Annotated in this window: 9 protein-coding genes; 1 reads left to right on the top strand and 8 read right to left on the bottom strand. The window is 54.8% G+C overall.

Annotated elements, in window-relative coordinates:
* Positions 1–2 precede the first annotated feature (2 nt).
* The 7 genes from ACQKLP_RS20080 to ACQKLP_RS20050 all read right to left on the bottom strand — a co-directional run bounded on the left by ACQKLP_RS20080 (position 3) and on the right by ACQKLP_RS20050 (position 14221).
* Complete coding sequence (locus tag ACQKLP_RS20080; RefSeq protein ID WP_427324698.1) at positions 3–3437, bottom strand: hypothetical protein; 3435 nt, start codon at positions 3435–3437, stop codon at positions 3–5.
* 32 nt (positions 3438–3469) lie between these two features.
* Positions 3470–3949 carry a hypothetical protein gene (locus tag ACQKLP_RS20075; protein ID WP_427324697.1) on the bottom strand — a complete coding sequence of 160 codons (480 nt, stop codon included), beginning with the start codon at positions 3947–3949 and terminating at the stop codon, positions 3470–3472.
* An 18-nt stretch (positions 3950–3967) separates the two neighbouring features.
* Positions 3968–9583 carry a PA14 domain-containing protein gene (locus ACQKLP_RS20070; RefSeq protein ID WP_427324695.1) on the bottom strand — a complete coding sequence of 1872 codons (5616 nt, stop codon included), beginning with the start codon at positions 9581–9583 and terminating at the stop codon, positions 3968–3970.
* 24 nt (positions 9584–9607) lie between these two features.
* The gene (locus ACQKLP_RS20065) at positions 9608–10699 is read right to left on the bottom strand and encodes a hypothetical protein (RefSeq protein WP_427324694.1); all 1092 of its coding nucleotides are present in this window, start codon (positions 10697–10699) and stop codon (positions 9608–9610) included.
* 8 nt (positions 10700–10707) lie between these two features.
* On the bottom strand, positions 10708–12861 hold the full coding sequence (locus tag ACQKLP_RS20060; RefSeq protein ID WP_427324693.1) for a hypothetical protein: 2154 nt from the start codon (positions 12859–12861) through the stop codon (positions 10708–10710).
* Between the two features lie 498 nt (positions 12862–13359).
* Positions 13360–13752: a DUF3592 domain-containing protein gene (locus ACQKLP_RS20055; RefSeq protein ID WP_427324692.1), complete on the bottom strand. Its 393-nt coding sequence runs from the start codon at positions 13750–13752 to the stop codon at positions 13360–13362.
* 139 nt (positions 13753–13891) lie between these two features.
* The gene (locus ACQKLP_RS20050) at positions 13892–14221 is read right to left on the bottom strand and encodes a hypothetical protein (protein WP_427324691.1); all 330 of its coding nucleotides are present in this window, start codon (positions 14219–14221) and stop codon (positions 13892–13894) included.
* 197 nt (positions 14222–14418) lie between these two features.
* Here ACQKLP_RS20050 and ACQKLP_RS20045 point away from each other — a divergent pair, with 197 nt between their 5' ends.
* Complete coding sequence (locus ACQKLP_RS20045; protein ID WP_427324690.1) at positions 14419–15522, top strand: calcium:proton antiporter; 1104 nt, start codon at positions 14419–14421, stop codon at positions 15520–15522.
* On the opposite strand, the gene ACQKLP_RS20040 is transcribed toward ACQKLP_RS20045, so the two are convergent.
* Positions 15523–15912 (bottom strand): DUF5071 domain-containing protein, encoded by a 390-nt coding sequence (locus ACQKLP_RS20040; protein WP_427324689.1) that lies wholly within the window; start codon positions 15910–15912, stop codon positions 15523–15525.
* Positions 15913–15922 lie beyond the last annotated feature (10 nt).

Here is a 15922-nt window from a genome sequence, read left to right as displayed (position 1 = left end):
ATTTATTCTTTTACGAGCGCACTTCTCGTTTCCTTAATCGTTTTAATACCTCTTTCCGTTTCCTTCTTCACCCGGGTCAGCACACCATCATCGTCGTATTCGAAGAACGTCGCGAAGTTGTTCTCGTCCAGCTCGGCCATCATGCGCAGCGTTACGGGGTCGTAGGCATAGCTTTTCATGTTGGCGTTGAACGGATGCAGGCGGATGTCGTCTACATACACCGGCGTAGCACCGGTGGCGATGATCATGACGGAAAGCTGGGTGGTACCTGCGGGCAGGCTCACCGCATCCTCGTACCGTTGCCAGCCTTCGATGATGTTGCCGGAGGGACGGATTTCGTGAAGCGTGGTATTTTCCCCATGTTTCACGACCAGCTGTACCACGTTGTTATCGTAGGTGGCGCAGTTGCAGTCCCGCTCCTCTTTCACCCATGCACTGAAAAGGATTTTCTTTCCGGCAACGGGGCTGAAGGAAGGAATTACCATCGTGCTGTCTGCCTTTACTTTCTTCAGCACGTTTCCTGGAATCCCGCAATCGGCCGGGGTTTTCTCGAAAATGGGCATATTGGCGGGCGCGGCGGCGGCTACCACCATATGGCTGGTTTGCAGCGTATCGTTCCCCGGAATCTTAATGGAATAGCGGCCGGTATGGCGCTGTGTAGTGTCCAACCAGGAAATGTAACGGGTGAAATCGAAGCGCCGGGCCGTTCCACAATCGCCGGTGGGGCAGTTATTCCCTTTGAAATAGAAGTCCTCGAACCCTTCGAACGCGGCTTCGCGCAGCATGCTGTTTTGCACCACGGCCAGGGGCAGCGCGTCCTCAAATCCGTATATAGCGCTGTTGAACCGGTTCAGGGCGTCGCGGTTTTCCAGTTCGAAGCCTTTTTTGTTGAAGATGGTGGATTCGCTGTTCCACACCCAGCGGGTAGTGTCGTATTGCGGTTTCCAACCGTTGGATTGCTTTTTCCAGAATGACAGGAAGTCTTTGTACGTACCGTCTGTCCGGATATTGGTGGCGGCCTGCGGATCGGATTCCTTGCGCTCGCCGTAATAGGCGTACGTGCGGTGGGGCCGCCAATTGCCGAGGATGCCCGCGGCGTAAGGGTTCACGCTGGTATCGGTGATGGCGCTGAAGCAAATGGTTTCGAATGCGGCCATCACGAGGTTTACGGTGTCGCGGATCGGGGCGGAACAGATGTCGGCATCGATCACTACGATATACTGCCCTTCGTTGTTATCCACGAGTTTTGAGATCACGGGGTTCTGCAGGTTGCTCGTGAAGCCATGAGGGCCCGTCCAGCTATAGGTGATCGCCGATCCGGGGAGATTGATCACCGATAATTTGGCCTGGTCTCCCTGGCAGTAAGCGGGCTTGTTGATGGAAGCCAGCTGCGCGGTGGCGAAGTCGATGATCTTGATGGTCTGAATAACGGAGGTCCCGCAAGGGTCGGTTACTTTCACATCATAGTTCTGGTTGACCATGAGATGATATCCCCCGCCCGAATTGAACCTGCCGGTAGTGTTCACATCGATGTAAGGCCCCGTGGCACCTTTTCCCTGGGCGGCCAGGCTATAGGTATAGGTGGCGTTGAGGGGATTGACCAGCTGCACGATGATACTGCCGGTATTATCTGCCGCGGCCGGGCATACCCAACCGATGGAACGGAAGGGATCGATGGTCAAAGACCGTTCGCTCCAATCCAGCGTTCGCACGTTGCCGCCAAATGTTACTTCGGGGTATTCAGACATGTATCCTGAAGTCGACCCCACCATTATCCGGTAACTTCCCGGTAACGGAAGTATGATTTCCGATCCCATAGGATGCCTTTGATAATCGGGCACCCAGCCAGACGGACCGGCGGAAATACTGTAATACGCAGGTAATACCTGATCCCTGAATTTCACAGAACCGTCTACACGTAAAACCTGTCCCGCGCAACTATCCCTTGCCGTCATCTCCCATTCGTAATTAAATACGTCCCAATCGCGGACCGTCAACGTGTCGAAGTAGGCACCGCAGGCATCGGAGATCTTAACTACATATGTGCCCGGTATGAATGCGCTGGTTTCGGTACTGTACAACCAAATGGAATGTTCATCGTATGGCAATGTTATGGAACGGTAATGGCTGGATGGGTATACCAGTTCCACCTTCGTTCCGGCCCGAAGCGCATCGCCGGCAACCCCGGTGATGTATATTTCCCCAAACCGGTGCTGGCCGCCATCCTGCGGATAGAAAAAGGCATTGTACGGCATGGCGGCGGGCGCGGTGCGGGTGAAGTTCCTATCCAGCAAAATTCCGCTGTCTGCCGTCAATACCCGGGCGCGATAATCGCCGAACGGCAGGGAATCCAGGTGCCAGTTGTTCCAGCTGAAGGTGGTATCCCGTTTGATGACACCGGTGTTCAGATTTTCCACGCTGATGACCAGCGGGTAGCAATCGCGGCCGGTGCTGTAAATGGTACTGATATTGAAACTATGGCTACAGTTGCTGGAGAACGTAAAATCGATGTAATATTTAGAAAGACGTACCGGGTAACTCGTTTCCTGGCCACAGGGGTCCTTGAAATAATAGTATACGTCCTTGTTCCACATATCTTTCAGCGTTTTCCCTCCCGGAATCTCCAGTTCGAAAAAGCTGGTATCGCACATGGGCTTGAATGCCGTTTTTGCCCCGCCTTCATAAGCCACGGCAAACTGCCAGCTCGTACCGCGGAAAAAATACGGATGATGCAACGCGAAGTACTGAACGTTGGGCACACTGAACCTGAGCCGGTTACAGGCTGCGCCGGTGATCCTGCTTTCGATCATGACCATGTCGTCTGTTACGGGCGGAAGGCTGGCTACTGTAACGTTCCGGGTAAAACTGCTGCCGCAGGAATCGGACAGGACGACCGTATAGTTCCCGGGGAAGAGTGCGTCCACCAATAATTCGCTGCTATGTGTATTGAAAACGGTAGGCCCGGCATAGCCGGCCGGCTTACCGGTAAACGTGGCTTTGTATCCACGCCTGCCGTCTCCGAACGTCAGTTTCACCTGTCCGGTGGCGCAGTTGGGAAAAGCATGCCGTGTAAGTTGCGCATCTGCCGTAAATGGCACGTAATTCCCAGGTACACTCACCGATTGGGTGATCGAGTCTTCCACGCCTCCGCAAATCCCTCTCACCGTTACGTAATACATCCCGGGCGCGAGATTCTCGAAAAGCGGCGTGGAACTATGGGGGATTTCGTACCCGCCGGCGGCGGCCTGCAAGCGGTACAGCCGGTTGGTGACGGAGCCGGCATCCTGACCGGTCAGGGCAATGGATATCTTACCGCTGGCCGCACATCTGGACGAGTCGGGCGTGGCCGAAAACGACCAGCTGCACTGCGCCGCAGCCCAGGTCGGCAGCAAGATCAGGGCCAATAGGGAACAATATATCTGAAAAGCTTTTTTCATGTCAAATCCGGTATTCTCCAGTTAAGGGATCATCAATCGATTTTGGAATAGGTGCAAACGAACGTCGCCTTCACGAAGCGCCCCGTTGCCGGGTCGCGGTAAATAGCAGGCTCCGGCTCCAGCGTCAACTGCCCTCCCGTCAGCTTCCAGCTGTATTTTTTCACGGTGGCCTGGCCCTGGAAGCCCGGCGGCATTTCCTTCCTGCATTCCAGTTGCTGAACGCCGGACGGCATGTATCCCCCGCGCTCCCCGGCTCCATTCCGGTCTCCCACATAATTGAAATCCCCGAGCTCCAGGCCGGTCAGGATATCCTTACCCGCTTTTACCATCCGGTCCTTGTCCGCCGTTTCGTAATTTTCTACCGGCAAGCCTTCGGGATAGGATACGATCTTCACCACCAGTTGCCGTGCCATCCACTTCCCTTTCAACCGTGCGAAAGAGGAGTCCTGAGCGGAAGCCGGTATCGCCGCGAAGGTCAGGCAGTAGCATATCATGAATAATATCTTGTGCATTGTTGCGAATTTTTCGGTTTAGAAAAAGCAGACGATCTTTTGTTTTTTCTTGTCTTCCACCTGCCACGACTGTTTAAACTCGATCATTTCTGCATGGGTGATGCGTGAATTTTCATCGATCTGCAACTGGAACCCGTTGCCGATCTGCCGGAGCGGGTTCACCATCATGGAAACGGAACCGGCCAAAGCTGCGATGTTCCTGCGGCCGGAACGGATGATCTTCAGGTAGGCGTCGTGCCCGTTGAAAGGCTTGCCATCCGCGTCCTGGAAGAAAATTTCAGGTGCGTCTCCGGTATTGGCGCTGGCATCTACCGCCCAGATCTTGCCGGCGCTCGGGAAAGTGGCCAGGATGGGCTGACAGGGGTCCTGGTTTACCGGGTTGCGGGAGTAGACCAGCAGCTCGTCGCCGCCCGTGAAGTATTTGTTGATGTCTGCAGGCGCAATTCCACCTACAATTTTCCCTTCCCTGAAATAAACATGTTCGAACACGGCGCTGATGTTTTTGTAAGCACCCGCCATCCCGTCGTACATCCATCCCGCAGGATATTTGAAATTATACAGCGTATCGTCGAATTCGTTCTGCGCCGAAGTCAGGATCACATCTCCCGTTTCCGCATCGTACAGCATGTTGTGCGTGGTTACGCGGCTCCCTTTGTCAACCGCCACCACACTGTCTAACAGGCCATGCCGATAAATGACTTTCGTAGCCGCGGCGGAGCGGAACATCGTTTCCTGCCGCTGCGGGAACACATACCCGGAAGGCCAGCTCAGGAGGAACGGCATGGGGAACGAGAAAATGTCGACGTTGGCGTTGAAATCCACCGACAGGCTCACCGACCGCTGCTGGCGCATATCGAGCATCAGTTCCATGTCTTTCCCTACGATCGCCGTGCCATCGATCTGGCCGTTGGCGCCCATCGACAATACATCGTTGCGCAGGCGCTTGTGCTCCGCGTTCTGATCATCCACCCGGTAATAATAAGTAGTGGACGTGATCGGCTCCTTACTGTCCAGCTGCGAATAGCTCGCCTGCGAACGGGGTTTGCCGTGCATATCGTTCAGTTCGATCTTGAAGCCCTGCGTTACGCCTACCACATTCACCGCATTGATCTTCAACATATTCAACAGCTTCGGCGTATAGCGCTCCTTCGCGTCTTCATTAAGCAGCGAATGGTCGGTAAACACCGGGAAATCATAAGCGGTATAGAAGGTCGATTCCTCGAAACCGTTGGCGGAACGGGTTTTCTCCGTGCGGAGCGACCGCGTCCGCACTTTGCTGTAGCCTACAGACGGGTGCGGGAAGAAGGTTTCGCCCAAAGGCATATCCACGTACCCAAGCGTAACGGGCGCCAGCTTCGCGGCCTGGTCGGTATATTTGATCGGTTCGCGCCACATGTTCTCCTCCCCTCCCATCATGGGCTCGTAGGTAGCCACACCGCTGCTGATCTCGATCTTCTTTCCACCGACGTCATGAAGTTTGGTATACAGATATTCCGTACCGTAAAGCGACTCCTTCTGTTTGGTCATCGCATTCCAGTGATCGTAAATTTTGATGCTCTTCACACGCAGCCCGCCGCCCATCTTGCGATAGGCCGGCGCGTACAGGCGAACGAAAGAGCGTTTCAGATCGGCCGTTTGCCCGAATTTATTGGCCCGTGCCAGGTTGTCGAACGAGCGGAACGCGCTTACCACGCCGGTGGCCATCCCTGCAATCAGCTGCACGGCGGCTTCCACACCGAGGTTATCGCCCATGTCCATTCCCGGATACGCTTTGGTGGGCAGGTTGAGGCGAACGAACTGGGCGGCGGTTTTGGCGAAAGGACTGTATTTCCCGCCATAATCACCGCTTTTATCGACGCTCTTCACTTTCAGCCAGATCGTTTTCCCGCTGTTGTAAAATCCATACTGGCCGGGTTCCAGGGTAGCATATCCGCTGACGAACTCCGCGCCGCTGCCCCACCGGTCTGTCGGCATATTTACATTCAGGCGGAAGTACAGTTCCGTCATGCCCTGAAGGTATTTTTCATCGATCTCCTTCACGGAATGCACCGCTTCGGGGACATGGATGGAAATATAGAGATGATCGTCGTTGCCATACAGGAATTGATTTACCTGAGAAAGCTGTGTGGGCATGGATTTGGAGAACCCGGCCACATTGCACATGATCCCCGCGCGACGGTTCTGTACGAATGCGTATTCGTCGCTTTCATATGTCACTTTGATCCGCCCGCCGGAAGGCAGGTGAATGGAATCGAGCGACCATGCCGCGGCGTTGCGGGCCGCTACGGCGCTATCCTGCACACTGTAGGGGAATTCCGCGTTGGAAACGGTGTTACCGCTTACGGAACCGGGATTGTCGGCCGGGTTTTTGAAAGTCCCCCAGCGGTCGGACGCCTGTGAATTATATTGCGGGTTAGCGCCGCTGTAATTGAACACATAAGCGTTCTTCTGTCCTTTTTTGTTGCCATTGTAGGAGAACCATACTTTCTTCAGCGTCAGTTTGCCGGTTTCGCGGCCGGGGTAAGTAGTGCTGTTCCTGCATAATTCGTAAGTGTATTCGAAATGCACGGTTTTTACCGGCCTGGCTTTGTCTTTGAATTTCTGGAATTCCGCTTTCGAGTAGAGGTTGATCTCTTTCAGTCTTTTGGCGGAATTGTTCCCCGTTTCGATGGTCCCGTCTTCAAGCACGGAAAACATATCGTCGCGGTCTTCCAGGGTGAAGGTGGCGATCATGTTTTTGGATTCGATGGAATGGAGGTACCACAATTCCTTCGTACCATATACATAACTGCCTTTATCGTCGCGGCTGTCTGTCCGGAGGCCTTCATTATAACCCGCCACCTGGCCGTTTGGCGTGCGCCATTTGTAGGGATTGCGGGCGCCGGCGGTTTTGGTGTAGTTGAATTTGATGGCGTTCCCGGGATCGTCGTCGGAGATGCCGTTGCCCGTTACGTCTACATAATCGGAAGACAGGATGCCCGTCAGCAGGAAGGTGTGGGCATATGCGGGGAGGGTTTCCGAGCTGTAATAATTGTCCTGTCCGTTTTTGTTTGCGCCCAGTGTTGCGTCTGTGGCGGGGTCGTAGGTAACGGTGCCGTTATCTCGATTGCCGTTTTCCTTCTTCGCCGCGAAGGTCACTTCTTTCTGGGAGAGGTTGTAGACGGGAAGGCCGTATACATAACGCATGCCGTCATTGTTGAGGACGTCGATCTGGGAAAGATGATTTTTCTTGCGGAAGTCGTTGAGGCGTTTCTCTTTGAAGAGCTTGCCTGGCACTGCCACGAAAGTATCTGCAGCGGCAGGCCAGTACCAGCTCTTGTAATCGAACGGATGGCCTTCTAATTGCAGTTTGTACATGGAACGTTTGCCACTATAATTGGCATGTTCGGCGGTGAAGTCATACACTTTACCCTCTTCAAGATATAGCGGCGTGGCGCGATGCGTCCAGCTTCCGTCTTGCCCCGATTCCCAGTGGGTTGAAATCAACAATCCATTGACCCTTAAATTCTGGGCATCGTCGGCATTGATGTTGAACTGATATTTTCCAGTGTAAGTTGCCTTGATCCTTCCGTACCATCTTTGTGCAAAATTTTTCTGCGGCTGCGCCAGATATACGCCCGAATCGCGGAAAGATTTGAGATCAGGCCAATCAAGCCTTCTGGTATTTTTTCCGATCCAAACATTCGTACCCCAATAAGCATCCGTATAAAGGTCCCATTTCAAACCCGTCCCCTCCTGTTCCGTATCGATGGGAAATTCCGTTTCGCAATTCGCTTCCACGGTTTGGTTCATGCCATAGTTCTCGATGAGTTTCGGGAACCCTACTTCCGACGCTTCTTCCGCATTCAGGTAAGAAATCACCTGCGTACGTTTGTCGCGGTCTTCTTTCCTGGCGCTGGCGGCGGGAAGCGGGAACCGTTCGAGCGTCCGGCCGCCGCGGTACCGGGCCAGTTGCCCTGTGGTGGCCATCAGCGGGGACATGCCTCCGTTTTTCCGGATTTCGGGATACACGACATCGTCTCCCCCGATCGCATTGTGAAAATTGCCGTTCACAACGGTTTTTTCGCCCGGGTTGCGGAAATAGGCGGCTTCATACAACTTGTCGGAGTTCGTGAATGCCACGTTTTCCGCCAGGGGGTTGTTGCCGGTCCAGGGGTCGGAATCCGTGCGCGACCGGGATGCCGCCAGATCTACACCAATGTGCGCCAGGTCGCCGAAAGCCACATCTGCACCACCGTTGAAGGATTTATCCCGTGTATGCATATGATGGTCGTGCACGAACCCGATATCACTCCGGTAAGCCCGGAAAGTACCGCCCGTTCCTTCTCCCGACATGCTGAAAATATCGTACGTATAAGACGGGATGGCGATGTTGGGAACGTCGGACTCGTCGCGGTAAGGGATTTCACGTTCGCGGTTGAAATCGAGCAGTGCGGAAGGATTATTCTTCCCTTTTTCATAATGGAGATAACCGTATGCCGGCAGCTGCTGCACCCGGTCTTCGGGCTCGATCGTCTGTTTGGACCAATATCCGGTCGCCTCCAACGAAGAGGCAAGTATCTTCAATTCACCACCTGCTTTGATATTGATGGCCGTGCTGGCACTCGTCCAGGGCACCGAAATGGATGGCGTGAACGACGGTGATGCGAAGGAAAGGCGGCTGCTGAACAATGTGCTGGAGCCGGTGCGTGTTCCGATCTGGTCCTTTCCTACAACTTTTCCATCGTCTTTGATATCTTTCATGATCGCCTGTGTCAGTTGCACGCCGCCGGAAAACTGTAAGGCCTTCATCCCCGAACGGGAATTGTAACCGAGGGATGCATTGGCCGTTCCCTTGAACATGCCCGCATCTTTCCCGTCGATCGCCGCCGTCGTATAACCAAGGCTGCTGCTTGCGGAAAAACCTTCCTGCGAATTGTTCGTCAGCGACAAACCCGCCGTCAGCGTGCCGAACGAAGCAGAACCCACGTTCACGCTGGGCATCAGCATCGTTTCCACGCCCCATCCGTTGTAGGAGTTGTGGAAAACGCCCAATCCCACCTTCAGTCCCGATTTCATCGGGAATCCCGCCAGCTCGAATACCGCACCTGCGGAACCACCATAGGTATTGTTGTCTTTTATCGATAAAGATTTCGTGATCTTTTCATCACCGTTGAAATCATCCGGGATGCCGCGCAGGTTGCGCAAAATACTCCCCGGGTTGATATTCCACCCGAGCCCGCACCAGCTCGCCTCCTGGTCCATCCCGATGCCGCTGCTGTAACCCAAACCCAGCGGATATCCGCCCACGTCGATCAAGGGAATGTTATACGAGAAGTCCCCCGTAAAAAGGTCCACCATATTGGCACTGTTTACCGACTGGAAAGCCTGGCTCTCCGGCTGGGTAGGCCCGCCGTTGAACGGTTTCGGCGCCGGGGCCGGCGGCGCTTTCTCCGGTTTTTCCACCCTTCGGGGCGAAGCGTCCGCTACCGGGACCGCAGCCGGAACTTTGGGGGCTTTACGGGTAAAAGTAGCCGGGGGCGGGGCATTGCGAACGCCCAATGCGTAAGCGGGGATCACCGTTTCGAAGTAAAGCATGGCCAGCAATGTCCAGGCAATGATCCTCCGTCCCTTTTCTTCAAAAGCACGCGTCATCTTACAATATTTTTCAGGTATAGGTTATTTTTCTGCTTGATAGTTGAATTTGATCTGCCATTGCTCTCCGCGGCTGTTCTTCAGCCGGAAGAGATAGATCTTCCCGTCTGCGAGCCCCGCGCGGCGCGGCAACGGCACATCGATGCGGTTGGCGCCGCGCACCAGCGGCAGTGTGCCCGATTTCACGATGCGGTTCCCTTCGCCGAGGGCCACCAGTTCATACACCGCTTCCTTATCCGCCGTCTCGTTCACATACGCCACCGACAACTCGCGCGAAGCACCGAGCACGTTCCCGTCCAGCTCGCGCCGGAGTTGCACGTACACTTTGTTCGATTCTCCCAAACCAGCCATCCGCGCACCGTTCAGCCGGAATGTCCAGACTTCCGTCTGCGCCGCATAATGCATGCCTTCCTTCGCGATCACCGTCCAGGCATAGGTCCTGCCCGTATCGAGCGCTGCGTGGCCCGATGGGTACGACAGGAAATTTTCCTGCAACCTGGGCATCCGCAACACGGGAATATTCTGTTGAACGGCCTCCACGGGCGGCTGTCCGTCGTGCACTTCCGCGACTACGATCTCGTACCGCAACTGGCGGAACTGCTGCAGCGGCGCGGGGGGGAGCCAGGTGAACTGCGGAAGCCTCGTATCCAGCGAAGCGCCGTTGGCGGGGAGGTTCAGCATCGGCGGACTGATCGGCTCCACCACGATCGGCACGCATTCTTCGCGGCTGAAAGCGGTTTTGCCACCGGTCACTTCGATATTGTAACAGGCGAGATATTTGCCGGGCGGCAGTAACGCGTTCACATTCCGGTCGATGGCTGGCGAGAGGTATTCGTATTGAACAGGCTCCACATCTTCCTGCTTGAGCTGCCGCGCGCCGCGCGCGAGGGTGAACCCGCGCGAAATGCCCGTCAGCACCGGCTGCCCCTGCTCCGCGTCGAGCAAGCGCAAAATAACCTGCACCTGGAGTGGACGGTCTACCGCCGAAGCGAGCACCACGTTCCACAACTGGTTTTTCTGAAGGATGCCTGCGGGCGGCACCACCGGGGTGATCGTGACCTGCGCCGCAACAGGGAAAGCGGCCAGCAGGAAAAATAGGTATAGGTAACTTTTCATAAATCGGGTTAAAAAGTCCTGGTAAAAGTGGCGCGCCCGGTTTTGTTGGGGACCAGCCTCCTGGCGGTTCCCGGTAAAAAACCCTGGTCGGCCATGAGCGCAATTTCACCGACTTTGGGCACCTCCACCCGGAGGTTCGCTGAATATCCCAGCTGGCGTATCCGGTAGGTGGTCTGATAATTATATTTGATGCCTGCACCTACGTCCAGCCAACTTTTGGCTTTGAACAACGCGTTGCCTTCACATCCGTAAATCCTGTATTCCGTGTTCGAGATCAGGCTGCCAAGGCCGTTGAGGTGCCATTTCCCCAGGAATACCGCCTGCTGCGCCGTGAGGTTCGTGCTGTTGAAATACACGAACGCGGTGTCTGACTGGCGATTGTAAAAACGGGTGGCAGACAGCATGGTGTTCATCTGCAGGCCGTTCATCCGGTAAAAATGATTGGCCGTTCCCACCAGCGTGTAAAACATGTTTTCCATGAAGGAATGATCGCCCGTTTTGATGAGCTGCGAACTGGGGAAATAGCCCAGTGAAACCGAAGGCCAGTTCCTCCGGCGGAACGTTGCCTGCACGCTCTTGAAAACCGTGTTCGATAAAAACTGCGCGTTCTCGAATACGCTGGCGTACACGTTTTTGCGGACGGAAGCGCTCAGCGTGAGCTGGTCTTTGAAGAACGGCTGGTCGGCCCGGAACATCCACGCCGTTTGAGCACTGCCGGTGGTGTAGAGGCTGAACGACTGGAAATTGGCGCCCATCCTTTTGACGAGGCCGCTCACCTTCGTCCCCGTTGCGGGCAGCATGCCTTCTGCGGAGAGGGAATATGCCTGGGCGCTGTTGTCGCTCAGTTTAACCATGCTACCTGCGAGGTTGCTGCCTTCTTTGGCGCGTTCGTGCTGCGGGAGCGACGACCGGGCGATTTCACCCGTCACGCTGTAAAATTTCCCGAGCTGCCAGCGCCCTTCCACCGAAACGCCCATCAGGCGGCTATCGGGTACCTGCACGTTCGGATTGTCCTGCAGGTTGAAATTATACGCCTGTTTGCGGCCGGTATAATAAGTTACATATACGTGGCTTCCTTCCTTGAGGCCATAACCGCCCCGGTACAGCTGCAGGAACTGCCTGGGGCCGGCCGACTTGACGAGGTAATCCCTGAACCGGTAATCTACGGCACCGATGCCGACGGCCGCGTACCATGAGGGGTTTACTTCCACGTTGGCGCCCACGATGCTGATGTTGCGGGCGGTCAGTTCCGAGTAATCGATCATGGAGCGGCCGATACCGGCAGACCGGATGGAAAGCAGGGTTTTATATCCTTTGGGCAGCACGGAATCGGGTACCCGCATGCGGTCGAGCTCGCTGATGAGCGCTGCGGGCGAAGCGTTGCGGTTAAGCAGCGCTACGAGCGATTCTTTCCGGGCGCCGAGTTTTTCCAGGCGGGCGCGGTATTTGGCGTCCATTCCGGCGATCCTGGCTTCCAGCGAATCCGCCTGTGCCTTGCGGGTTTCGTATTCCTTGAGCAGCGGGGCCACGGCGCTGTCTGCCTTTCCTTTGTATTTGCCTGCGAGATCGGGGAGCCGGCGCCCTTTCAGCGGCAACATCCTTTTGTCGGGCAGGGCGGGGATTTGCGGCTTTTGCTGGCCGTATAGCTCCCTTTCGCGCGCTTCGATCATACGTTGAATCTGCGACGGTGAAGAAAACCAGGCGCGCATGCGCAGCAGGGAATCCTGCAGCTTGCGGATGTCTGTCTTCATCCCATCCAGCTCCTTCCAGTTGGCGATGCGCCCTCCGTCCCATTTACGGGCTTTCTGGAGGATGGCGTGCCGCAGATCGTTGGCGGAATATCCCAGGTTGAGGCCGGTCATGTTCCGGAGGATGCGGGAATTGCTTTGCGAAGTGCTGAACGTGAACCGCAACGGGTATTGGTCGCGCACGGTGACGGACATACTCGTTTGAACGGTATGTTGATGGATGTCCTTTTCTATATAAGGTGTATCGGTGTTTCCCTGGTAATAATAATCATACATCACGTTTCCATGGATCACGAGGAAGGGCGGGCGTTTCGGCGGAGGCGGAGGCGCGGGGCGCGGAGGGCGCTTGCGATCGGCCACCACCGTTACCAGCATTTCCTGCAGCTCGTACATCTTCACGGGATGAATGCGCATGCCTTTACAGTTCCCTGCGGGGAAAGCGAAGTAACCGGAATCCTTGATTCGATATACAAAGCTGTCCGCCCAGGCAGGAGACCTATCTGCTTCCAGTTTCACCGGAATACTTTGGGCAAAGGATGTCCTGAAAGCCAGGATGAGTGTGGCGATCAGTAGGTAACGGGATCTCAAATGTCTACGGGTAACGGGTTTACATTAATTAGTTCGTTTCAATAGGTGTACGTTGAACTGTGGCATAGGGCCATAGTGTTTCGATGGAGCTAAGGTATGAAAAGAATTGCTGAATCATCGCATTTTTTCCATGTGTTTTTTTCACATCTTTTCAACCGCATGTGTATAATTTACAATCACTTTTGCATCGATTTGGGTTATTGCCCAGCAATTTTCGCAGTTGATTTTCGGGTATAACGGGAAGGGGTATTTGTAAATCAGCAGAGGGAAAAACAGGCAACGATCATCCACTTCATCCAGCAAGGAATCTGTACCTGCATTATATCATGGAAATGGAAATCGCAGCCTGATGCTATCCGGATAAGGCATATCCAGTTCTTCAAAATCCCCCGGAAAAATGAGGAATCGTGCGTTCTCCGGAGCTTCCGCATCCACGACAACCGGCACCGTGCGGCCCGGCAGCGTGTATTTCCAGGGCTCGGGCACATGGATCCACCGCACGCCGGCATACGCCTTACCACCGAACTGGTATTGAAAAGCAACCCGGTCGCGGCGCTTATGCCCGCGCTCCTCGATCTCCGTGACCGTTCCGGTGGTGAAAGCGCGGTTGTCACGAATGCCCTGCTCCAGCAAATTCTCCTTTACGTTGACGTACACCAGGAATCCTGCCAGTAGGACGAAAAAGATAACGAAGCTCCAGATAAATCGTTTATTCATAGTAGTTCGGGGTTACTTGCTAAAAAACTTACCCACTCTCGCACTTGTACCTGGCCGGTTGTTTTTGACAGGACTTGCGCCGCTCAATCCTTTCCGGCCACCACTTTCCGATCGGCATCCAGCATAAAAGCGCGCCCAGTCATTTCATCGAACCGATCCTATCGCTCAAAGCCATCAAGTCCTTCCAGAATGCAGATGTACGCACTTTTTCCACGCCCCGCTCACCGCGTGAGTTTATTTCGCTTGCCCAAGTCCGAAGCTGCAAACTCAGCGCCATTTTCTCTTCACTGATCAACCCATTTTCATGTAATCTTTTAAGACAGTCGGGATGCAGGCAGGAATGCGCATCAACCACAAAGTCTTCAAAGATATAAGTACCAAGGGCAACATCGTCTTCTTCGAGCACACGCGATCCTGATTCAGCCAGTGTCCCCTGATACCAATCATATAGTTCTTCTACTGTTATCATAAGTTTGCTCTTATAATAATTAAAATATCGAATATCAATTCCAGCGGGCCTCCCCCTCCTAAACATACCATCAATCCCCCCATATTACAAACATCCATTCAACAAAACGCCTTACTTATCAGTTATATTAGTCTTAGTTACCCGGATTCTAATGGAATTTTAATGTGCCGGGGAACGGTAAATACTTATTTTACACCATGCCATACAATCACATTCTTTCCCGCAAATGGAACATCAAGCTCCCGTTATGGACACTCGTTTCCCCCATCATCGGGGCCTGTTTCCTCGCGTTTGCGGGAGCAGACTTGTCTGGCTGGATGGCCGCTCTCCTTGGTGTTTCCCTCATCAGCGTGGTACTGGCCGCCGTTCACCATGCCGAAGTGGTGGCGCATAAAGTAGGCGAGCCTTATGGCACCCTCATCCTCGCGCTCGCCATCACCGTCATAGAAGTTTCCCTCATCGTGTCGATGATGCTGTCCAAAGAAGGCGCCGGCTCCACCACCCTCGCGCGCGACACCGTTTTCGCCGCCATCATGCTCATCAACACGGGCATTATCGGGATTTGCCTGCTCTGGGGATCCTATCTCCATAAAGAACAGATCTATATCAAACAAGGCGTTTCCGCAGCGCTCGTGACCCTCACGGCCATTTCCGTGCTCACGCTCGTGCTGCCGAATTTCACGACCACCACGCCCGGGCCCGTCTATTCTTCCAGCCAGCTCATATTCGTAGCCATCATTTCACTGGTTTTGTACGGCGGGTTCGTGTCTGTCCAAACCGTCCGCCACCGCGATTATTTCCTGCCGGAAGAAAATGAGGAAGATTACCACGCAGCGCCGCCTTCCCGCCTCACCACCTTCATCAGCCTCGTCACCCTCGTTGTTTCACTGGCCATCGTAGTGCTGCTGTCGAAAAAGCTGTCGCCCACGATCGAGGGCATCGTCATGGACCTTGGCGCGCCCAAAAGCCTGGTGGGCGTGATCATCGCCGCCGTGATCCTCATGCCGGAAGGCCTCGCGGCCATCCGCGCGGCCCGCAAGAACCGTCTGCAAACAAGTTTGAACCTGGCGCTGGGGTCGGCCCTCGCATCGATCGGCCTCACGATCCCCGCCGTGGCGCTGGTGTCTATCATCGCGGGGTTCGACGTAACGCTGGGGATCGATACCAAATCCACTTTATTGTTGCTGTTATCGCTGTTCACGATCAGTATTTCCTTCAATGCCGGGCGCACCAACATCCAGCAGGGCGTAGTGTTGCTGGTGATTTTGGCGACGTATCTCTTTACGACGATCGTGCCGTGATCAGAGAAGCGCCCATTTTTGGGCAAGTTCGATCGCCGCTTCTGCGGCGTCTTCCGCTATCTCGCCCGGCGTAGGATGCTGCGCGATGCGAAGAACGGCGGCCCGGAGCCGCTCATCGTCCGGCACGGGATCGGCAGACCGGAGCAGGTACAGCATGTTCGCTTTCCAGATATCGTCGTTCTTTGCGAAGATGTCTAGTATCTCGGGAAAGAGCGCATTCACACGGGGTTCCAGGTACTCAAAAACCGGCCGTGAAATGGGCCAGTTCATGTCTTGCAGCCACTCCAAAAGGGCCATGGCATGGGGTTTCACTTCCCCCCAGGGCGTGCGGTGCAAAATTTCGATGGCGTCGTCATCGGATTTGCCGGCAGGGATAAACGGTGGTTTCATGCCGTAAAAT

Source organism: Chitinophaga sp. NPDC101104, from assembly GCF_050277495.1.
Taxonomy (GTDB): domain Bacteria; phylum Bacteroidota; class Bacteroidia; order Chitinophagales; family Chitinophagaceae; genus Chitinophaga.
The sequence above is the reverse complement of the archived record's forward strand: the minus strand, read 5'-3'. Positions and strand labels throughout refer to the sequence as shown.